The organism is Noviherbaspirillum sp. ST9 (assembly GCF_048799745.1).
GTDB lineage: Bacteria > Pseudomonadota > Gammaproteobacteria > Burkholderiales > Burkholderiaceae_D > Noviherbaspirillum.
Genome location: NZ_JBLWFR010000001.1, coordinates 401,165 through 419,660, shown reverse-complemented (window position 1 = coordinate 419,660; position 18,496 = coordinate 401,165). Strand labels below are relative to the sequence as shown.

The following is an 18,496-nucleotide window of genomic DNA, read 5'->3' as shown; positions in this document are numbered from 1 at the left end:
GGCTCGCCCTGGCGGCGACCTTGCATGAAAGGTCGGAAGATTAGCGAAATCAACATGAATCAGGAACGAAGCATTTCTCATTTGCTTATTGGCACTTTGGGAAAAAGCCGCCTTTCCGGCAAAAATCCGCGATTCGCCCGAACAAATATCGGTGCGATCGCCTTGCCGCAAAAGATCGTGCATGCGCGAAGCGGCGCTCCGCACGCTTTCCTTCTTGGCGTTAAGATAACGGCCACGCATGCGCCGGCAGCACAGGTGCACAGCACCCCACCCTCCAGTGACCCCGACCTTGCAAACCTCATTGTTGAATCAGCCACGCAGCCCGCGCGAACAGAAAAGCGAAAAGCTGTTCCTTCTCGCCCTGGCCGGTATCCAGTTCACGCACATCCTCGACTTCATGATCATGATGCCGCTCGGTCCGGAGCTGATCCGGGTGTTGCGCATCGACACGCATGAATTCGGCCTGCTGCTTTCGTCCTACACGTTTACGGCCGCCGCCTCGGGCCTGCTGGCCGCGACCTATGTCGACCGTTTCGACCGCCGGAAGCTGATGCTGGCGCTGTACGTACTGTTCATCCTTGCCACCTTGTTCTGCGCGATTGCGCCGAATTACCTCACGCTGCTGCTCGCACGTGCGATGGCTGGCGCATTCGGCGGGGTGCTGGGGGCGATGGTGCAGACCATGATCGCCGACGTCATCCCCTTCGAGCGGCGCGGCCAGGCCATGGGCACGGTCATGGCGGCGTTTTCCGTGTCGACGGTGGCCGGGGTGCCGCTCGGACTCTTTCTCGCGGAGCACATCCAGCAGCTTGGCTGGCGCGCGCCATTCTTTTTCATCGTGCTCGTGTCCTGCCTCATCCTCGCCCTCGGCTACCGCCATCTGCCGACGCTGACCGCGCACCTCTCCCGGGAGCGAACCGGCAACGTATTCCAGCAGATCCACGCCGTCGCGAGGGAGCCGGAACACCTGAAAGCCTTCTTCTTCGTCGGACTGCTGATGATGAACTTCAGCGTGATTCCCTATATCGCGCTGTACTACACGTCCAACGTCGGGATGACGGCCAGCTTCATTACCCTGATCTACCTTGTGGGGGGTACAGCCACGCTGTTGACCTCGCGCATCATCGGCAAACTGGCGGACACGCACGGCAAGCTGCGCGTGTTCCGCTGGATTGCCGTCCTGTCCTTTGCGCCGATCCTGGTGACCACGCACCTCGTGCCGGTGCCCTGGTGGCTGGTGCTGATCAACTCGACCGCGTTCTTCATCCTCGTTTCCGGGCGGATGATTCCCGGCATGGCGATGGTGACGGCGGTGGCGCCGCTGCACGTGCGAGGCACCTTCATGAGCCTCGGGTCCTCGGTGCAGATGCTTGGATCCGGCCTGGCGTCGCTGGTCGCGGGCCTCGTCATCACGCGTACGCCGGCCGGACAGATCGAGCACTACAACGTCGTGGGGTATTTTGCGGTGGGCTGCGGACTGGTGGCCCTGTGGATGGCGGGACACCTCATGGTGTCCCAGTCTGCGGAGGGGAGCAGGCCGCACGGCTGAGGCGGGCCTGCCGTCGGGATTACTTCGTAGTCTTGCGCTTGCGCGTCGTCGTCGACGATGAGGAAGCAGTCGACGAAGCGGCTTTCGGCTTGGCGCTCGCCTTGGCCTTCGGCTTTTCCGTGATGGGGGCAGTCGCCGCGGCTGCAACCGCCTGGGTCTCGGTCATCGCCGTATTGACCGCCTGTTTGAACTGGTCCTGCAGCATGTTCCACCAGGCAGCGGCATTGACGAGCGGGGCGGTCAGGCTGGCGGCGTCCTGCTCATCCTTCTTGGTGGGTTCGGGTGCCGGATCGTGCTCGCGTTCGGCACTGATGCCGCCATCCGCGCCATTGGACGATCTCGCACCATTGGGTGCCGCGCCTGCGGTCGGACTGCTCTCTTGTGCCGAAGCGGGATTCATGGTCGCGCTGAAGCGCTCGCCCATCGTTTGCAGCGTCGAGATCGTCGCGGCCTGCACTTCCAGCGCCTGGATGGTACCGCGCAGCATGCCCATGTTCAGGCTGAGCCAGGACTCGACCGCCTTCAGCTCGGAGATCCGCTTGTTGATCTCGTCCACGGAGAGGGTCGGCATCACCATGCCGGGCACGTTCATGCCCTGCATCCCGGGGACATTCATGCCCGGCAGGCCCATGCTGCCCCACAGGTTCTTGACGAAATCAAGCGTATCCGTCATCGCTCCCATCCCGGGGATGTTCGGCATGTTCGGTATATTCGGCTTAATCATCGTTACCCTCCGTTGGAAAATTATCGGCAGCCTATCATCAGATTAGCTGAGTGAACATAATGTTAAAGGTTCCGATCTTAGCGCGTTTGCGTTCCGGCGGCCCTGCTTCAGATCACGTATCTGCAAACCGCTCGCCGCGGCGGCTTTTCGTCGTGTTACCGCCACGAAACTTTGTATCTCGTCACGGTGCGGGGCGAGAGACGTTGTTACACTAGCGGGATGGTTCGCACTCCCCCGCCAGCACACTCCCCGCCGTCAGTCCCGAAGCAATCCGTCCGCCGGATCCTGCTGCCGGCTGCGCTGCTGGCATCGCTGTTGTGGCACCTTTTCCTGTTCAACTGGGCAAGCGGACGGATTGCGCTCCCCGCCATACACGAGGAAAAGCCGGAGTTGGTCGCTACGGAACTGCTCCCGCCGCCAGTGGCCGCACCCAAAACTCCCCCGCCCGTCGCGGCGAAGCCGAAACGCAAACCGAAGCCGCGCCCTGCCGCCCCGCCTCCTGTTGCCGAAGCGGTCGCCATGGGTCAGGCAACGGCCGAACCCGTGCCACCGCCTCTTGAGGAAGCACCTGTAGAAACTGTCGAGCCACCAGCCCCTGTTGAGCCTCAGCAGGCTGCCGAGACGACGGGCACGTACAAGTTCGCGCTGCCGCCATCCGCCGAACTGAACTACGAGGTGCGCGCATTCCGGGAAGGCCAGCAATGGCACGGTTCCGGCGTGTTTCACTGGAACGCGGATGCCGCCAGTTATGTGATTACCGGCGAGGCCAGCATCACGGTCCTGTTCAAGATCACCGTCCTGAATTTCCGCAGCGAAGGCGCGATCAACGCTTCCGGCATCGCACCGACGCTTTATAGCGAAAAGCCGTGGCGCAAGGCGATGACGAACACGCACTTCCAGCACGAGAACAAGACGATCAGCTTCTCCGCCTCGCAGGCCGTCTATCCCTATAACGGTGGCGAGCAGGACCGGGCCAGCATCATGTGGCAACTTGCCGGCATCGGGCGCGGCGACCCCGGGCAGTTCATCCCCGGCACAGCATTCGACATCATGGTCGCGGGTGCACGCAACGCGGAAACCTGGCGCATCGACGTGGTCGGCCAGGAAGACATCGACACGCCGTTCGGCAAGATCGCTGCCTGGCATGTCGTGCGCGCCCCCAAGCCCGGCTCCTACGATCAGAAGATCGACATCTGGCTGGCGCCGGGGCATGAGTGGTACCCGGCCAGGGTGCTCTTTACCTATGCAAAAGGGGACTACCTCGACATGCTGCTGACGGAACTGAAACCGCCGGCCAGCGTGCATTCTTCGTCAGGAAATGAATGAGCACGTCCTTCAGACTGCCGCTTGCCACCCTCCTCTGCGGCCTGCTGGCCCACGCTTCGGCCGCTGAGACGGCGCAGGTCAAGTACAAAACCAGCTTTCCGCCATCCGCCGAGCTTTCCTATGCGATCAAGGCCAGGCAGAAAGGTATCCCGCTGGAAGGCGAAGCATTGATGCGCTGGTCCGTCGAGTCCAACCGGTTCAGCGCCACCAATGAGGCGAGCGCGGTGATTATCGGAAAAATCCTGGACGCGCGCAGCGAGGGCGAGGTCGATGGCTTCGGACTGGCGCCTGCCAGCTTCACGGAGAAACGATTCCGCAAAGGGACCGCCACGACCACCTTTGACCGTGCGGCAGGAACGATCCGCTTCACGAATTCGGAACAGACCTATCCCATTCGCGGCGGCGAACAGGACCGCAACAGTGTCATCTGGGAGCTGGTGGCGGTGGCCCGCGCGGCGGCCGCGAAGGCCAAGCCGGGTGCGAGCTGGAAGTTCTTCGTTGCCGGCGTGCGGGATGCCGAGCCCTGGACGTTCAATGTGGTCAAACAGGAAAAGATCCGCACGGCGCTGGGAGAAGTCAACGCGCTGCATGTGACGCGTGCTCCGCTGGCCGATTCGAAGGAGCATCACATCGACATCTGGCTGGCGCCTACGCTCGAATGGTATCCGGTGCGTGTCCGCTACAGCGAGGACGACGGCGACTATATCGAGCAGACGCTGCGGGCGATCAGCCGGAAGACGCCTTGACGCACGCCGGCGGCGCTACAATGGCCGGCATCCAATCTCTTCCAATGGAACAAGCATGACACTCCCTCACGGCGCACTGGTCCTCTTCAGCGGAGGCCAGGACTCCACGACCTGCCTCGCCTGGGCGCTCGCGCGCTATGGCAAGGTCGAGACCATCGGCTTCGACTACGGCCAGCGCCATGCGATTGAATTGAGCGTGCGGCCGGCGCTGCTGCAGAAGATGCGCGCACTGTCGCCGGAATGGAACGCCCGCCTCGGCGAAGACCACATGGTCGACCTGTCGCTGCTGGGCAAGATCTCCGACACCGCATTGACCGCCGACGTCGAAATCGCGATGCAAGCGAACGGCCTGCCGAACACGTTCGTCCCCGGCCGCAACCTGCTGTTCATGACGGTGGCAGCGACGGTCGCCTATCGCCGCGGACTGGACGTGCTCGTCGGCGGCATGTGCGAGACCGACTTCTCCGGCTATCCCGACTGCCGTGATGACACGATGAAGGCGCTGCAAGTGGCGCTCAACCTCGGCATGGCGACCCGGCTCAAGCTCGAAACGCCACTGATGTGGATCGACAAGGCCGCGACCTGGCGCCTGGCGCAGGATCTCGGCGGCACGGCACTGGTCGACCTGATCCGCGCAGACACGCACACCTGCTACCTCGGCGAACGGGGAGAGCTGCACGACTGGGGCTATGGCTGCGGCAAGTGTCCGGCTTGCGAACTGCGGGCGCGCGGCTACCGCCAGTTTGTGGCGGATCCGGCATAGACAGTCGCACTGATCGGCTCTACCCTTTCAGCTAGCCAACATCGAAAGCCAACCATGTCCGTCCATTGCGAGCCAGAGACCTACCAGCTCCTGCTCCGGCTTGACCTGTTCCACGAACTGAACCAGCCGGAACTGGAACGCCTGCTCGCAGATGCAGAACTCGTGGAGTGCCGCAGCGGCGACTACCCGATCCGGGAGGGCGAACAGGACAACCACCTGTTCATCGTCCTGTCCGGCAAGATGGCGATCTACAAGCGCTCGGCAGGTGTGCAGAAACTCATCAAGGAACTCGGTCCGGGCGAGTGTTTCGGCGAGATGTCGCTGATCGAATGCCGCAGCCGTTCCGCCTCGGTCAAGGCGGTGACGCACTGCCGCCTGTTGCGACTCGACGGCGACCAGATCGTCCGGTTTCCGGACATCTCCTCCAAGCTGTTCCGCAACATTGCCCGCCTGCTCTCGCAAAGGCTGCGCTACGCCAACGATCTCCTGACGCTGGGATAAGCCCGCTGTAAGTAAACCTAAAGGTAGCAGGAGTAGGATGTCAGTCAGAGACACTCCGCTTGCCAAAATAACATCCCCACCGGAAACGCCCATCCATGTTGATCGCCATCCTCACCGATATCCATGCCAACCGCGAGGCGCTGACCGCCTGCCTCGCCCATGCCAAGGAGCGCAATGCACAGCGCTTTGCCTTCCTGGGCGACCTCGTCGGCTATGGCGCCGACCCGGCCTGGGTCGTGGATACCGTCATGGACTATGTCGGGCGCGGCGCATTCGCCGTCCAGGGCAACCATGACGTCGCCGTCACGCAGGCCGCGTCCAAGCACATGAATCCGCAGGCGCGCGAGGTCGTCGAATGGACGCGCGCGCAGCTCAATGAACAGCAGCTCCAGTTCCTCGACAAGCTTCCCCTGACGCAGGAGCACAACAACCTGCTGTTCGTGCATGCGACCGCCGCCGAACCGAAAAGCTGGGAATACATCACGGGCACGCTCGAAGCAGTGAAAAGCATGCACGCCACGCGCGCCCGCATCACCTTCGTTGGTCACGTACATGAGCCAGCGCTCTATAACCTGTCTCCTACCGGCAAGGTGTCGTCCTTCGTGCCGACCGGCGACAGCAGCATTCCGCTCGGCACACAGCGCCGCTGGCTGGTGCTGCCGGGTTCGGTCGGCCAGCCGCGTGACGGCAATCCGGCCGCCTGCTATGCGCTGTTCGACGATACGACCAATGAACTGGTCTACTTCCGCGTTCCCTACGATTACGAATCGGCCGCCGCCAAGATCCGCGCGGCCGGCCTGCCGCAGAGCATCGGCAACCGCCTCGAGCACGGAAGATGAGCCGCCTCACGCCGGGCATGATCATCGACGGCTTCCGCGTCGAGGAGAAACTGCACAAGGGCGGGATGGCAACGCTGTGGCATGTGACTCGCATCGACGGCAAGCCGGACGATCCCCGGCTGTTGATGAAAATCCCCATCCTCGGCGACAACACCGATCCGGCCGCCATCGTCGGCTTCGAGGTCGAGCAGATGATCATGCCGAAGCTGACCGGCATCCATGTCCCGCACTTCGTTGCCTCGGGCGATTTCACCGGCCAGCCTTACATCGTGATGGAAGAGATTGCCGGCAAGTCGCTGCGCGCGCGCTTCGACGAGGCACCGCTGCCGATCGATGAAGTCGTGTCCATCGGCATCCGCGTCGCCACCGCACTGCACGACCTGCATCGCCAGCATGTGATCCACCTCGACCTGAAGCCGAGCAACATCATGTTCCACCAGACCGGCGAGGCGATCCTCATCGACTACGGCCTGGCGCGGCACGACAAGCTGCCCGACCTGCTGGCGGAGGAATTCCGCCTGCCGATGGGCACCGGCCCGTACATCTCGCCGGAACAGGTGCTGCACATCCGCAACGATCCGCGCAGCGACCTGTTCGCGCTCGGTGTGCTGATGTACCACCTCGCCACGGGCGAACGTCCTTACGGTTTCCCGACGTCCGTATCGGGACTGCGCCGCCGCCTCTATCGCGACCCGGTTCCGCCCCGATCGATCAATCCAAAGATTCCGAAGTGGCTGCAGGAACTGATCCTGCGCTGCCTCGAGGTCAACCCGGCGAAGCGCCACGACACCGCGGCACAGCTTGCGCTGGAATTGCAGAATCCGGACCAGGTAAAGCTGACGGCGCGCGCGGAGAAGCGCGTGCGCGAAGGCATGTTCAAGATGGTCCGTCGCTGGTTCCGCTCCATCGGCATGGAATACGTGCCGCAGCAGTCGGCGGCGACGCAGCTCACCCGCGCGCCCATCATCGTGGTGGCGATCGACCTGAACTACGGCTCGGAAGCGCTGGCGGAATCGCTGCGCGTAGCGGCGCGGCGCGTGCTGCAGACCGAACCCGGCGCCCGCCTGGCCTGCGTGACGGTGCAGAAAACCAATCGCATCGGCCTGGACGAACTGGTCGACAAGGAAGGCCGCAACATCCACGTCAAGCACCTGGTCGGACTGAAACACTGGGCCAGGCCGCTGAATATTCCGCCGGAAAAGATCACCTACCACGTGCTCGAAGCGCCCGATGCGGCGACAGCCATCATCGACTACGCCAAGGTCAACGCAGTGGACCATATCGTGATCGGCTCGCGCGGCAGCTCTGCCTTCCGCCGCTATCTCGGCAGCGTGTCCTCCGAAGTCGTGGCATTGGCCGATTGCACTGTCACTGTGGTGAAGACACCGGGCGGGACGACGCAGCCCAGCCTGCAGGCGGTAAAGCCGCCAACGGAGGTAAGTGAAGGCGCTCAAGCAGGGACAACGCGTTAGGCATTGCCGCCCCGCTCGCCGTGTTGTCAAAGATGCACCAGATATGGCGGCCGGCGTCGGCGCTGCGCTCGATCCGTTCATGCAATTTCCGGATCACTTCCTCCGGGTAGGCGGAATGGTAGATTACCGGCGAGCCGTGCATGCGCAGATAGACGACCTCCGAACCGGCGGCCTCCCCCGGAATGACACCAACAGGCGGATCGGCGTCGACATAGCCCACGCCCATGCCTGACAGCACGTCAGCGGCAGCCGGCGTGAACCAGGTCAGGTGACGGGGCTCGCAGACAACGGGTACATCGCAAAGCGCCTTCACGCCGCGGAAAAACCGGCATGCAACCTGCGTGTCGAACTGCAGGCTGGGCGGCAATTGCACAAGCAGGCATCCAAGCTTGTGTTCCAAACGGCGCACTTCCGCGATGAATTTTTCCAGCGCCTCGTCGACGCCCTGCAGTCTCGCCTCGTGCGTGATCGCCTTGGGCACCTTGGCCGAAAACCGGAACCCTTCCGGCACGGATTCCCGCCATCGCTCATACGTCGCCGGACGATGGGGTCGATAAAAAGAGGTATTGATTTCCACCGCTGGAAGGACCGATGCATAACGCACCAGATGCGATCCGGCAGCGGGGAACTGATCGTGCATCGCACCAGGAACGCTCCAGCCTGCGCATCCCACATGGACCAGGTTTCCTTCGTTATGCACGCGCACTCCGCCTGAAGTCATTGCCCGCTCTCCTTCGATGCGCCGCCTTGCTTGCTCCAACGCAGCTTCACGGCATGGCGCATCGCACCAATTTCCATCGGCGCTTCATGTCGGTTAGACATTGTGCAGTGCGAATTGATCCGCGACGCGAGGCGGCGCAGAATAGAAGCGCAGCGTTCGTCCTGCGAAGGGGAGCGCAGCACTGCTGGAGACGGATGTGCCGCCCATGTGCATCCGGAGGAAAACGGAACTTCGCTGTCGACGCATCACCTGTCTGCTCTGACGAATTGAGACGATGTCCGCCACCTTGACTGCATCCTGCATCAAGACTTCATCGGAGCCTATAAGTCGCCCTTGCACCCGGTTCAAGGAGGAGTCTCGCATGAACGTACTACGTGAGGAAATCCAGCAACGCCTCGGTTTCATTGACCGCACGATCGACCACGCCCTGCGCGCATGCGACACCGACGGCAATGTGCCGGATGAAATCAGGGACTATGTGCAGCAGCTCGGACAGCGTTCGAGCGAGGCACGCCTTGCGCTGGAATCCGACGATGATCTCAGCGTCCGCGAAACGGTCGACGACCTTGCGCGCATCAGCTACCAGGCCCAGCGACGGATCCATCCTTCCGACGGGATGAACTACGAACTCAAGAGCGCGGTCATTCTTACCCACATCGAACTGTCTGCTTTGCGTTATCAGCTTGCCTGAACGTCCACGCTCAGGTCGGGCCATCTCCACAACCAGTTCTTCCTGGCCAGGCGCGCGGAGAATTCCGTCGCGCTGTTGCGCTTGCGGCGATTCGGGGTAATGCGCCTGGAGAACAGGCCGTCGAGGCCAAACGCCGATACAACCTCGATCCACCCGTTGTCATCCAGGCGCACGCCGACGGCGGTTTCCTGCTCCACCCAGTAGCTCATCGCATCCAATGTCGACTGGTATGGCGCGTCGCCGTTGCGTTCATGCATGCGCGCCTGGTTACGCACTGACCAGGGCAGGCTCGGATCGGCTTCTGCAAGTTTCTGCTCGATCCGCCTGTCGTGTTCGCGATGCGCATGCAGCGGGTCGAAGTACACCAGGTCAATGTCGTCCAGCGGTGTAGGAATGTCGAAGCCGTGCAGCTTGTCCCAGACGAGGTTGCGCACAAAGCCGGCGGCGAGGCACCAGTCGGGCAGGTCCAGCTCCCGCGCAAGATGCAGCGCGCGCATCCGCATCGGATCCTGCGCCATCCAGTCGCGTATCAAATCTTCATGCATGATTGCCGGTCAATGAAAAAACCGCCGGCCCGGGAAATCCGGACCGGCGGCAGGGGACGATTGCCGCGTATCAGGCAGCCGCGTGCTGTGAGGAAGGCGACGGCGCCGCGGGAGACTTGAACTCCTTCAGCAATGCCGCTTCCTTTTCCTTCGCCGCCTTCAGGTTGCGTTCCTTCACATGGCCGAAGCCGCGGATGTCTTCCGGAATGCCGGCGATGGCAACCGCCTTCGGCAGGTTCTGCATGGTCAGTTCCGGCAGCAGCGCCTCGATGGTGTCGCGGTACTGGTGGATCAGCGCGCGCTCGGTCTTGCGTTCTTCGGTGTGGCCGAAGATGTCGAGCGTGGACCCGCGCAGGAACTTGAACTTCGCCAGCATGCCGAAGGCCTTCATCATCCAGGGGCCGAACTCCTGCTTGATGAGGTGGCCTTCCGCATCGCGTTTGGCGAACAGCGGCGGCGCAAGGTGGAACTTGACCTTGTAGTCGCCTTCGAACATGCCATCGATCTTGGCCTTGAATGCGGTGTCCGCATGCAGGCGCGCGACCTCGTACTCGTCCTTGTAGGCCATCAGCTTGAACAGGTAGCGCGCGACGGCCTCCGTCAGCTTCAGCGCGCGGCCCTCGCCAACCACCTCGGCCTCGGCAGCGCGCACCTTGTCGATGAAGGCACGATACTGGCCGGCGTAGTTTGCATCCTGGTACTTCGTCAGGAAGTCGACGCGTGTGTCGACGAGGTCGCCCAGCGACGGGCTGCGCTTGAACTCGATGACCTGGGCTTGCACGTCGTTCAGCTTGGCAAGACGCTCGACGGCCGCCCAGTCGTGCGCGGCATTGCGTCCCCACACGAAGGCCTGCTTGTTGAACTCGATCGATACGCCGTTGAGCTCGATCGCCTTGTTCAGCGCCGCTTCGGACAACGGCACCCAGCCCTTCTGCCATGCATAGCCGAGCATGAACATGTTGGTGGCGATGGTATCGCCCATGAGCGCGGAGGCTACCTTGCCGGCGTTGATGAAGTCCACGTTGCCGGTACCGCAGGCATTGCGGATGTCGGTTTCCGCCGTCGAGGACGGGAACTGCCAGTTCGGATTTTTCACGAATGCCGCGGTCGGGGATGCGGTCGCATTGATCGCGGCGTGCGTCCGTCCTTCGCCCATGCGGCTCAGTGCATCGCGGCTGGCCGCCACGATTTCATCGCAGCCGATCACGAGGTCAGCCGCGCCGGTGCCGACGCGCGTCGAATGGATATCCTCCTGACGGTCGGCGAGGCGCACGTGCGACATCACCGCGCCGCCCTTCTGCGCGAGACCGGTCATGTCGAGCACGGACACGCCCTTGCCTTCCAGGTGCGCGGCCATGGCGATGATCTGGCCGATCGTGATGACGCCGGTACCGCCGACGCCGGTCACCAGGATGCCGAAGGGTTGCGCCGTACCAGGCAGCGCCGGATGCGGGAGGTTGCTGCCCTGCAGGATCGGCAGTTTCTTTGCGCCGGCATCGTCGTTGACGGCCGCCTTCTTCGGCTTGCGCAGCTGACCGCCTTCAACCGTGACGAAGCTCGGGCAGAAACCTTTCACGCACGAGAAGTCCTTGTTGCAGGTCGACTGGTTGATCTGGCGCTTGCGGCCGAATTCGGTATCCAGCGGCTCGACCGACAGGCAGTTGGATTGCACGCTGCAATCGCCACAGCCTTCGCACACTGCTTCGTTGATGACAGCGCGCTTGGCCGGGTCCGGGTACAGCGGCTTGCCGTCCGGGCCGGTCTTCTTCCGGCGGCGGCGCTTCTCGGACGCGCATGTCTGGTCGTAGATGATGGCGGAGACGCCCTTCACCTCGCGCAGTTCCTTCTGCACGGCATCGAGTTCGTCGCGATGACGGATGGTAATGCCGGGCGCCCAGTTGATGCCGGCCGGGTACTTCTGCGGATCGTCGGTCACGACGATGATCGGGTTCACACCTTCCGCAGCGATCTGGCGCGAGATCATCGCCGGATCGAGCGGACCGTCCACGTTCTGGCCGCCTGTCATCGCGACTGCGTCGTTGTACAGGATCTTGTAGGTCATGTTGACCTTGGCCGCCACGGCCGCGCGGATCGCCAGCAGGCCGGAGTGGAAGTAGGTGCCGTCGCCGAGGTTCTGGAACACGTGCTGCTCGTTGGTGAACGGCGCATGGCCCACCCAGGTCACGCCTTCCGCACCCATGTGGGTGAAGGTCGAGGTCTGGCGGTCCATCCACAGCACCATGTAGTGGCAGCCGATGCCGGCCAGCGCGCGGCTGCCTTCCGGCACCTTGGTCGAGGTGTTGTGCGGGCAGCCGGAGCAGAAGTGCGGAATGCGGTCCTTGGCCGGGTCGGGCTTGGCGCTGCCGACCTTGAGCACGGCTTCCTTCGCTTCCAGGTAGGCGATGCGTTCCTTCACGCGCTGTTCCACCGGATGGCCGGCGAAGTACTTCGAAATGCGCGTGGCGATGGCGCGTGCGATCTGCGCCGGGTTCAGTTCATACGTCGCGGGCAGCAGCCAGTTGCCGTGGCCTTCGCGATGGTTGCCGCTCCATTCGCCGGTGTCGTCAAACTTGCCGACCACGCGCGGACGCTGGCCGTCGGGCAGGTTGTACAGCTCTTCCTTCAGCTGGTATTCCAGGATCTGGCGCTTTTCCTCGACCACGAGGATTTCGTCCAGGCCGTGCGCGAATTGCTGCACGCCTTCCGCTTCGAGCGGCCAGGTCATGCCGATCTTGTACAGACGGATGCCGATGTCGCGTGCCACATTCTCGTCGATGCCGAGGTCGGCCAGCGCCTGGCGCGTGTCGAGGTAGGACTTGCCGGCGGTAATGATGCCAATGCGCGCATGCGGGCTGTCCCAGATGATCTGGTTGAGCTTGTTGGCGCGGACGTAGGCGAGCGCGGCGTACCACTTGTAGTGGTTCATGCGCGCTTCCTGCTCCAGCACGGCGTCGGGATAGCGGATGTTGAGGCCGCCGGGCGGCAGTTCGAAATCGGTGGGGATGACGATCTGCTCGCGAAAGGGATCGACGTCGACGGTGGCGCCGGATTCCACGAGGTCGGTGACGCACTTCATCGACACCCACAGCCCGGTGTAACGCGACAGCGCCCAGCCGTGGATGCCGTAGTCGAGATATTCCTGGATGGAAGACGGATACAGCACCGGGATGCCGCAAGCCTTGAGGATGTGTTCGCTCTGGTGCGCGGTGGTCGACGATTTTGCTGCGTGGTCGTCGCCGGCGATCACCAGCACGCCGCCGTTCTTGTCCGTGCCGGCCATGTTGGCGTGCTTGAACACGTCGCCGCAGCGATCCACGCCCGGACCCTTGCCGTACCACATGGAGAACACGCCGTCGTACTTGGCGTCCGGGAACAGATTGACCTGCTGCGTGCCCCAGACGGCGGTCGCGGCCAGGTCTTCGTTCATGCCGGGATGGAATTTGACGTGGTGCGCTTCGAGATACTTGCGCGCCTTCATCGCGGTCATATCGACGTTGCCGAGCGGAGAACCGCGGTAGCCGGTGATGTAGCCGGCGGTGTTCAATCCTGCCTTCAGGTCGCGCTGGCGCTGCATCATGGGCAGGCGAATCAGCGCCTGGGTGCCGGTCAGGAAAGCGCGGCCGCTCTCCAGCGTGAATTTGTCGTCAAGGGTAATGTTTTCCAGCAGCTGGCGCTGACCGGGATCGAGGGGTGCGTTCATTGTTTCCTCCAGGCTCGATTCATGTTGTGAATAGGCTTTTGTCGTTGCCCGCCAGGTCGTGACCGGCAACATTTTCACGCTTCGTGTCCATGTGACGGCCACGGCGTTTTTATGCTTCGACAATAACTATAAGAATTCGGCTTCCATGAGTAAAATAGAATTTTGATGAACCAGATATTCGAAAATCGAATGGCTATCCAGGACATCTCCACCCGCCAGCTCCGCTACTTCCTGGCGGCGGCCGAAACCGGCCAGTTCTCTCTTGCCGCGCATGCGGTCCACGTGTCGCAGACCGCGATCACCAATGCCATCGCGTCGCTGGAAAGCCTGCTCGGCGTGAAGCTTTTCGACCGTCATCCGCACGGCGTCACGCTCACCGCGGAAGGCCACCATTTCGTGCAGCATGCGCAGCACGTCCTGAACGCGCTGAACGACGCAGTGCGTGCGCCGGCATTCCGCACCTACGACGTCTCCGGCGAAATCCGCATTGCCGCGTCCTACACGGTGATGGGCTACTTCCTTCCGCAATACCTCGCGCGCTTCCAGCGCACTCACCCGGGAGTCAGGCTCAAGCTCATGGAACTGCACCGGACGGAACTGGAGGAAGCGGTGAAGAACGGCGACGTTGATGTCGCGATCGCGGTCACCTCGAACGTTGGGCCTTCGAAGGGACTGGCCAGCGAAACCCTGGTCCGATCGCGCCGGCAGTTGTGGACCGCGAGCGATCATCCGCTGTGCTCGGAGAGTGAAGTGTCGCTGAAGGAAATCGCGCAATATCCCCTCATCCAGATCATGGTCGACGACGCGGGCGAGTCGGCTAAGCGCTACTGGGAAAAGCGCGGGCTCGAACCCAACCTGCTGCTGGAAACCGAATCCATGGAAGCGGTGCGGACCTTCGTGGGACTCGGGCTTGGCGTGGCCATCCTTTCCGACCTGGTATTCCGGCCGTGGACGCTGGATGGACGAAAGATCGAAGCGCGCCCCATCACTGACGTCGTGCCGCCGATGGAAATCGGTATCGTCCGCAAGACCTCGCGCCCACAAGCGCCGGCGGCCGAAGCGTTCGCACGCTTCCTGAAGCTTGCCTGCGGCGCGGCGACGCCCTGAGCTTGCCACTATTTCAATCTGTAACAGAGCGTAAATGCCATAGAGAAACTCCTTCACGCTACGTACAGTGAAAACGTGACAAAAGCGGTTGGGAGTTCGCCATGCAATACGTCCTGCTATCCATGCTCATCGGTGCCTTGCTCGGCGGCGGCATGGCTGTCGCCCAGTCGTCCAGCGAGCCACCAAAGCAGTCCAATCCCGTATCCAAGTTCAGCGAGCAGTTCAAGGCCGCGGACAAGGATGGCGACGGCGCACTCACGCGCTCCGAAGCGCAATCCGCCAACCTGACACGCGTCGTCGAACACTTCGACCGCCTCGACGTCAACCACGACGGGAAGGTGACGCGCGAAGAAATCCGGACGCTGGTGCGCGCCCGGGTTTCGATCTAAGCGTTCGGCGGAATATTCACCTCGCCCGGCAGCAAGCTGTTCGCCGGCAGGGATTCCTGCAGCTTCAGGCGTTCGTACATCGGCGTGAAGTCCGGCGCGGTGGCGTCGAACAGTTGCTCGTAGTCGCGGATCACGAAGTACGTCTCCTGGTACGAATCGATCTTGTACTGCGTGCGCATGATGCGTTCGGCATCGAGCGCGATGCGGCGTGGCTTCGGACTCGTCAGGCAGTATTCGATCTCGGCGCCCGAGGAAAGAATGCCGGCGCCATAGGCACGCAGCCCCTGCGGACTCTCGATCAATCCGAATTCCACCGTGTACCAGTAGAGGCGCGCAAGATACGTCAGCGCATCCAGCTTCAATGCCTTCAGCCCGCCCTTGCCGAACTGCTGCAGGTGATCCGCAAAGACCGGATTGAACAGCAGCGGCACATGCCCGAAAAAGTCATGGAAGATGTCCGGCTCGACGATGTAGTCGAACTCTTCCGGATCGCGCAGCCACACCGTCACCGGAAAGCGCCGCTCGGCCAGATGCTCGAAGAAGGTCAGGTCGGGGATCAGTCCCGGCACCGCAACCAGTTCCCAGCCCGTGGCCTCGTACAGCGCCTCCGTCGTACGGTCGAGGCGCGGGATCTCGTTCGCTGCGTTCAGCTTGTCGAGGCTCTCGATGAACAGTTCGCAGGCACGGTCAGGCACCAGTTTCGCCTGTCGCTGGTACAGCTTGCGCCAGAGCGCATGCTGCTCCTGCGTGTAGGCCGAACTATCCTGGCGGACGACATAGCGCTCGTCGCAGCAGCTGTAATCGCCGCGCAGTTTGCCGCCGTCCGACTTCTCTTCCAGCGTCTTGAAAAAATCCGCCTGGTCGACAGTGGTGTTCATGATGCCGCTCCTTACACGGAGACTTTCTCGTCTTTGAGCACCCCGCGCCGGATCTGGTCGAGTTCGATCGATTCGAACAGCGCCCGGAAGTTGCCCTCGCCGAATCCCTGGTCGCCCTTGCGCTGAATGATCTCGAAGAAGATCGGTCCGATCACGGTCTGGGTGAAGATCTGCAGCAGCAGTTCCGGCCGCGACGCATTGCTGTTGCCGTCGATCAGGATGCGCAGGCGGCGCAGTTCGTCCAGCTTTTCACCGTGGCCCGGCAGGCGCTTGTCGACCAGATCGTAGTAGGTGTCGATGGTGTCCTGGAAGGCGACTTCCTTCGTCTTCATCGAGGCGACCGTCGAGTAGATGTCGTCGGTGCCGAGCGCGATGTGCTGGATGCCCTCGCCGTGGTAAAGGTCGAGATATTCAGCGATTTGCGACTTGTCGTCGGACGACTCGTTGATCGGGATGCGGATCTTGCCGCAGGGCGACGTCATCGCCTTGGACTTCAGGCCGGTGAGCTTGCCTTCGATATCGAAGTAGCGGATCTCGCGGAAGTTGAAGAAGCGCTCGTAAAACTCCGCCCATTCCTTCATGCGGCCACGGTGCACATTGTGGGTGAGGTGATCGATGTAAGTCAGGCCATGGCCCTTCGGATTCGCCACCGCACCGGGGATGGCGACGAAATCGACATCGTAAATGCTGATATCGCCGATCGCACCCTGCTCGCCTTCCTTGCCGCGCCAGCGGTCGACGAAATAGATCAGCGAGTCGCCGATGCCCTTGATGGCAGGGATGTTCAATTCCATCGGACCGGTCTTGTTGTCGAAGCCCCAGGCGCCTAGTTCCAGGGCGCGCTTGTAGGCATACGCGGCATCCTTCACGCGAAACGCAATCGCGCAGATCGACGGGCCATGCTGGCGTGCGAAACGCTGCGCGAAAGAATCCTGTTCGGCGTTGATGATGAAGTTGACTTCACCCTGGCGATAGAGGGTCACGTCCTTGTGGCGGTGGCGGGCAATTGCGGTGAAGCCCATCTGTTCGAACAACGCACCGAGCGCCTTGGGATCGGGTGCGGCATACTCGATGAACTCGAAGCCGTCGGTACCCATCGGGTTGTCCCAGGGTTGAAAATCCATGCCTGTCTCCTCTAAGAATTTTGATAAAAAGCTAAAAACAGTATAGTCAAGGGGGGGAGACAGAAGATTGCGAAATCGGCCCACACCATCGCCATTTTGGCAATAAAATTGCTAAACATTTTTTGAATTTGGTGATCCATGTCAAAAATCAACCTGGACAAAACCGACCTGAAGATTCTTTCCATCCTGCAGGCGAACGGGCGGCTGACCAACCAGGAAGTGGCGGAGAAAGTGAACCTCTCTCCCTCGCCCTGCCTGCGGCGCATTCGCAACCTGGAAGAATCCGGCGTGATCCGGCAATACGTGGCACTGCTCGACCCGGACAAGATCGGGCTGGGATTGCTGGCCTACGTGAATGTGCGACTGGAAAAACACAGCGACTCTCCGGCGGGAGCCTCTCGCTCGCCGCGCGCCGATTTCGCCGCGTCAGTGGAAAACTGGCCGGAAGTCGTCGCCTGCTATGCGATGACGGGGGAGATGGATTATCTGCTGCGCGTGCATGTGGAGGACATGGAGCACTTTTCGCAGTTCATGATGGAAACCTTGCTGAAGCATCCCGCCGTGCTCGACGTGAAATCGAGTTTTGCGCTGCAACGCATCAAAGATACGACGGCACTGCCGCTGGTGTGACGAGCGCCGCCGCGCCGGCTTACTTCTTCATGCCGGGCAATTTGCGCCACCACTTGATCGCGGCTTTCGTATTGGCCTTCAGCGTGTAATCGAAGGACGCAAACTGCTCCTCCACCGCCTCGGCCAGCATGCTTCCCGGGTTGGCGGGCGTGAGCTTCAGATAGGCATCCGCCTCGCCATAGTCACGCTGGATCTCCATGCCGGCCTTCTTCGCAATATGGATCATGGTCTGGTTCGAGGACAGGCAATGCATGTACAGCGTGTCCACATCCTCGTTGCGGCAATGGATGGCGGCGCGCTCGAAGAGCTTCGATCCTACCCCCCGGCCACGCGCCGACGCCGACACCGATACGCCGAACTCAGCAATCTGCGCCTTGAGCGTCGCATCGCTCAGCACGGGATTGGCCTCGCGCGGTGCGAAGGCGAGGTGCCCGACGCCCACCAGGGCGAGATTGTCGTCGTAGACGCCAAATACCGTGTCGCGTGAAAAGTCGAGCGTCTGGACATAGCGCGTAATCAGATCGTCCGGCAGCACCATCCCGAAGCGCAACAGGCGATCGCTGTCATCCAGCGCCAGGAAATGCATGAGCAGGCGGCGGCGGTCGCGTTCGGACAACTCCTTCACGCGCACGCTCGGCTTCTCGCTGGAGAGCGAATCGGCTTGATCGTTGTTCATGTCAGCAGGAGGCGTCAGGCCGCCCAGTTCATTTGATTTCATTGCGCACTCCTCTCGGGCACGATTTTTTGTGCGACGCACAATGCCATTTTATGCGATTTGCGGCGTGGCCAAG

At 62.1% G+C, this 18,496-nt stretch carries 18 protein-coding genes; 11 read left to right on the top strand and 7 right to left on the bottom strand.

The window, feature by feature from the left end; all coding sequences use genetic code 11:
• Window positions 1-304: 304 nt before the first annotated feature.
• Window positions 305-1,549 (top strand): MFS transporter, encoded by a 1,245-nt coding sequence (locus tag ACNOHI_RS02015; protein WP_420472956.1) that lies wholly within the window; start codon window positions 305-307, stop codon window positions 1,547-1,549.
• A 19-nt stretch (window positions 1,550-1,568) separates the two neighbouring features.
• Here the strand turns inward: ACNOHI_RS02015 and ACNOHI_RS02010 are convergent, their stop codons facing one another.
• The gene (locus ACNOHI_RS02010; RefSeq protein WP_420472955.1) at window positions 1,569-2,273 is read right to left on the bottom strand and encodes a PhaM family polyhydroxyalkanoate granule multifunctional regulatory protein; all 705 of its coding nucleotides are present in this window, start codon (window positions 2,271-2,273) and stop codon (window positions 1,569-1,571) included.
• A gap of 219 nt (window positions 2,274-2,492) precedes the next feature.
• Here ACNOHI_RS02010 and ACNOHI_RS02005 point away from each other — a divergent pair, with 219 nt between their 5' ends.
• The 6 genes from ACNOHI_RS02005 to ACNOHI_RS01980 all read left to right on the top strand — a co-directional run bounded on the left by ACNOHI_RS02005 (window position 2,493) and on the right by ACNOHI_RS01980 (window position 7,920).
• Window positions 2,493-3,599 (top strand): DUF3108 domain-containing protein, encoded by a 1,107-nt coding sequence (locus ACNOHI_RS02005; protein ID WP_420472954.1) that lies wholly within the window; start codon window positions 2,493-2,495, stop codon window positions 3,597-3,599.
• Window positions 3,596-4,345, top strand: coding sequence for a DUF3108 domain-containing protein (locus ACNOHI_RS02000; RefSeq protein WP_420472953.1), 750 nt, complete (start codon window positions 3,596-3,598; stop codon window positions 4,343-4,345). Before ACNOHI_RS02005 ends, ACNOHI_RS02000 begins: the two co-directional genes overlap by 4 nt.
• 55 nt (window positions 4,346-4,400) lie before the next feature.
• Window positions 4,401-5,108 (top strand): 7-cyano-7-deazaguanine synthase QueC, encoded by a 708-nt coding sequence (queC, locus tag ACNOHI_RS01995; protein ID WP_420472952.1) that lies wholly within the window; start codon window positions 4,401-4,403, stop codon window positions 5,106-5,108.
• A 54-nt stretch (window positions 5,109-5,162) separates the two neighbouring features.
• On the top strand, window positions 5,163-5,609 hold the full coding sequence (locus ACNOHI_RS01990; protein ID WP_420472951.1) for a cyclic nucleotide-binding domain-containing protein: 447 nt from the start codon (window positions 5,163-5,165) through the stop codon (window positions 5,607-5,609).
• Window positions 5,610-5,704: 95 nt separating this feature from the next.
• Window positions 5,705-6,448: a metallophosphoesterase family protein gene (locus tag ACNOHI_RS01985; RefSeq protein ID WP_420472950.1), complete on the top strand. Its 744-nt coding sequence runs from the start codon at window positions 5,705-5,707 to the stop codon at window positions 6,446-6,448.
• Window positions 6,445-7,920, top strand: coding sequence for a serine/threonine protein kinase (locus ACNOHI_RS01980; RefSeq protein ID WP_420472949.1), 1,476 nt, complete (start codon window positions 6,445-6,447; stop codon window positions 7,918-7,920). Before ACNOHI_RS01985 ends, ACNOHI_RS01980 begins: the two co-directional genes overlap by 4 nt.
• Here ACNOHI_RS01980 and ACNOHI_RS01975 read toward each other — a convergent pair.
• Entirely contained in the window at window positions 7,817-8,641 is an 825-nt protein-coding gene (locus ACNOHI_RS01975; RefSeq protein ID WP_420472948.1) for a DUF72 domain-containing protein, read from the bottom strand. The genes ACNOHI_RS01980 and ACNOHI_RS01975 overlap by 104 nt on opposite strands.
• 361 nt (window positions 8,642-9,002) lie before the next feature.
• On the opposite strand from ACNOHI_RS01975, the gene ACNOHI_RS01970 reads away from it, so the two are divergent.
• Window positions 9,003-9,332 (top strand): hypothetical protein, encoded by a 330-nt coding sequence (locus tag ACNOHI_RS01970; RefSeq protein ID WP_420472947.1) that lies wholly within the window; start codon window positions 9,003-9,005, stop codon window positions 9,330-9,332.
• On the opposite strand, the gene ACNOHI_RS01965 is transcribed toward ACNOHI_RS01970, so the two are convergent.
• Together ACNOHI_RS01965 and ACNOHI_RS01960 are read right to left on the bottom strand one after the other, a co-directional pair.
• Window positions 9,320-9,877, bottom strand: coding sequence for a nucleotidyltransferase family protein (locus ACNOHI_RS01965; protein WP_420472946.1), 558 nt, complete (start codon window positions 9,875-9,877; stop codon window positions 9,320-9,322). The genes ACNOHI_RS01970 and ACNOHI_RS01965 overlap by 13 nt on opposite strands.
• A 70-nt stretch (window positions 9,878-9,947) precedes the next feature.
• The gene (locus ACNOHI_RS01960) at window positions 9,948-13,577 is read right to left on the bottom strand and encodes an indolepyruvate ferredoxin oxidoreductase family protein (RefSeq protein WP_420472945.1); all 3,630 of its coding nucleotides are present in this window, start codon (window positions 13,575-13,577) and stop codon (window positions 9,948-9,950) included.
• A gap of 189 nt (window positions 13,578-13,766) precedes the next feature.
• On the opposite strand from ACNOHI_RS01960, the gene ACNOHI_RS01955 reads away from it, so the two are divergent.
• Both ACNOHI_RS01955 and ACNOHI_RS01950 read left to right on the top strand, forming a co-directional pair.
• Window positions 13,767-14,684: a LysR family transcriptional regulator gene (locus ACNOHI_RS01955; RefSeq protein WP_420472944.1), complete on the top strand. Its 918-nt coding sequence runs from the start codon at window positions 13,767-13,769 to the stop codon at window positions 14,682-14,684.
• A gap of 101 nt (window positions 14,685-14,785) precedes the next feature.
• Window positions 14,786-15,073, top strand: a complete 288-nt coding sequence (locus ACNOHI_RS01950) for an EF-hand domain-containing protein (RefSeq protein ID WP_420472943.1) — start codon at window positions 14,786-14,788, stop codon at window positions 15,071-15,073.
• On the opposite strand, the gene phhA is transcribed toward ACNOHI_RS01950, so the two are convergent.
• A complete protein-coding gene (gene phhA / locus ACNOHI_RS01945) occupies window positions 15,070-15,951 on the bottom strand; it encodes a phenylalanine 4-monooxygenase (protein ID WP_420472942.1) in 882 nt (293 codons plus the stop codon). The two genes, ACNOHI_RS01950 and phhA, sit on opposite strands and share 4 nt — an antisense overlap.
• A gap of 11 nt (window positions 15,952-15,962) precedes the next feature.
• Complete coding sequence (gene hppD / locus ACNOHI_RS01940; protein ID WP_420472941.1) at window positions 15,963-17,075, bottom strand: 4-hydroxyphenylpyruvate dioxygenase; 1,113 nt, start codon at window positions 17,073-17,075, stop codon at window positions 15,963-15,965.
• Between the two features lie 138 nt (window positions 17,076-17,213).
• Here hppD and ACNOHI_RS01935 point away from each other — a divergent pair, with 138 nt between their 5' ends.
• Window positions 17,214-17,705, top strand: coding sequence for an Lrp/AsnC family transcriptional regulator (locus ACNOHI_RS01935; protein WP_420472940.1), 492 nt, complete (start codon window positions 17,214-17,216; stop codon window positions 17,703-17,705).
• A 19-nt stretch (window positions 17,706-17,724) separates the two neighbouring features.
• Here the strand turns inward: ACNOHI_RS01935 and ACNOHI_RS01930 are convergent, their stop codons facing one another.
• A complete protein-coding gene (locus tag ACNOHI_RS01930) occupies window positions 17,725-18,381 on the bottom strand; it encodes a GNAT family N-acetyltransferase (RefSeq protein ID WP_420473238.1) in 657 nt (218 codons plus the stop codon).
• Between the last annotated feature and the right edge of the window lie 115 nt (window positions 18,382-18,496).

What these genes read in the sequence shown, in the direction of transcription:
- ACNOHI_RS02010 (WP_420472955.1), bottom strand. Translation starts at nt 2,273, where the DNA reads ATGATTAAGCCGAATATACCGAACATGCCGAACATCCCCGGGATGGGA.
- ACNOHI_RS02005 (WP_420472954.1), top strand. Translation starts at nt 2,493, where the DNA reads ATGGTTCGCACTCCCCCGCCAGCACACTCCCCGCCGTCAGTCCCGAAG.
- ACNOHI_RS02000 (WP_420472953.1), top strand. Translation starts at nt 3,596, where the DNA reads ATGAGCACGTCCTTCAGACTGCCGCTTGCCACCCTCCTCTGCGGCCTG.
- queC (WP_420472952.1), top strand. Translation starts at nt 4,401, where the DNA reads ATGACACTCCCTCACGGCGCACTGGTCCTCTTCAGCGGAGGCCAGGAC.
- ACNOHI_RS01990 (WP_420472951.1), top strand. Translation starts at nt 5,163, where the DNA reads ATGTCCGTCCATTGCGAGCCAGAGACCTACCAGCTCCTGCTCCGGCTT.
- ACNOHI_RS01985 (WP_420472950.1), top strand. Translation starts at nt 5,705, where the DNA reads ATGTTGATCGCCATCCTCACCGATATCCATGCCAACCGCGAGGCGCTG.
- ACNOHI_RS01980 (WP_420472949.1), top strand. Translation starts at nt 6,445, where the DNA reads ATGAGCCGCCTCACGCCGGGCATGATCATCGACGGCTTCCGCGTCGAG.
- ACNOHI_RS01975 (WP_420472948.1), bottom strand. Translation starts at nt 8,641, where the DNA reads ATGACTTCAGGCGGAGTGCGCGTGCATAACGAAGGAAACCTGGTCCAT.
- ACNOHI_RS01970 (WP_420472947.1), top strand. Translation starts at nt 9,003, where the DNA reads ATGAACGTACTACGTGAGGAAATCCAGCAACGCCTCGGTTTCATTGAC.
- ACNOHI_RS01965 (WP_420472946.1), bottom strand. Translation starts at nt 9,877, where the DNA reads ATGCATGAAGATTTGATACGCGACTGGATGGCGCAGGATCCGATGCGG.
- ACNOHI_RS01960 (WP_420472945.1), bottom strand. Translation starts at nt 13,577, where the DNA reads ATGAACGCACCCCTCGATCCCGGTCAGCGCCAGCTGCTGGAAAACATT.
- ACNOHI_RS01955 (WP_420472944.1), top strand. Translation starts at nt 13,767, where the DNA reads ATGGCTATCCAGGACATCTCCACCCGCCAGCTCCGCTACTTCCTGGCG.
- ACNOHI_RS01950 (WP_420472943.1), top strand. Translation starts at nt 14,786, where the DNA reads ATGCAATACGTCCTGCTATCCATGCTCATCGGTGCCTTGCTCGGCGGC.
- phhA (WP_420472942.1), bottom strand. Translation starts at nt 15,951, where the DNA reads ATGAACACCACTGTCGACCAGGCGGATTTTTTCAAGACGCTGGAAGAG.
- hppD (WP_420472941.1), bottom strand. Translation starts at nt 17,075, where the DNA reads ATGGATTTTCAACCCTGGGACAACCCGATGGGTACCGACGGCTTCGAG.
- ACNOHI_RS01935 (WP_420472940.1), top strand. Translation starts at nt 17,214, where the DNA reads ATGTCAAAAATCAACCTGGACAAAACCGACCTGAAGATTCTTTCCATC.
- ACNOHI_RS01930 (WP_420473238.1), bottom strand. Translation starts at nt 18,381, where the DNA reads ATGAACAACGATCAAGCCGATTCGCTCTCCAGCGAGAAGCCGAGCGTG.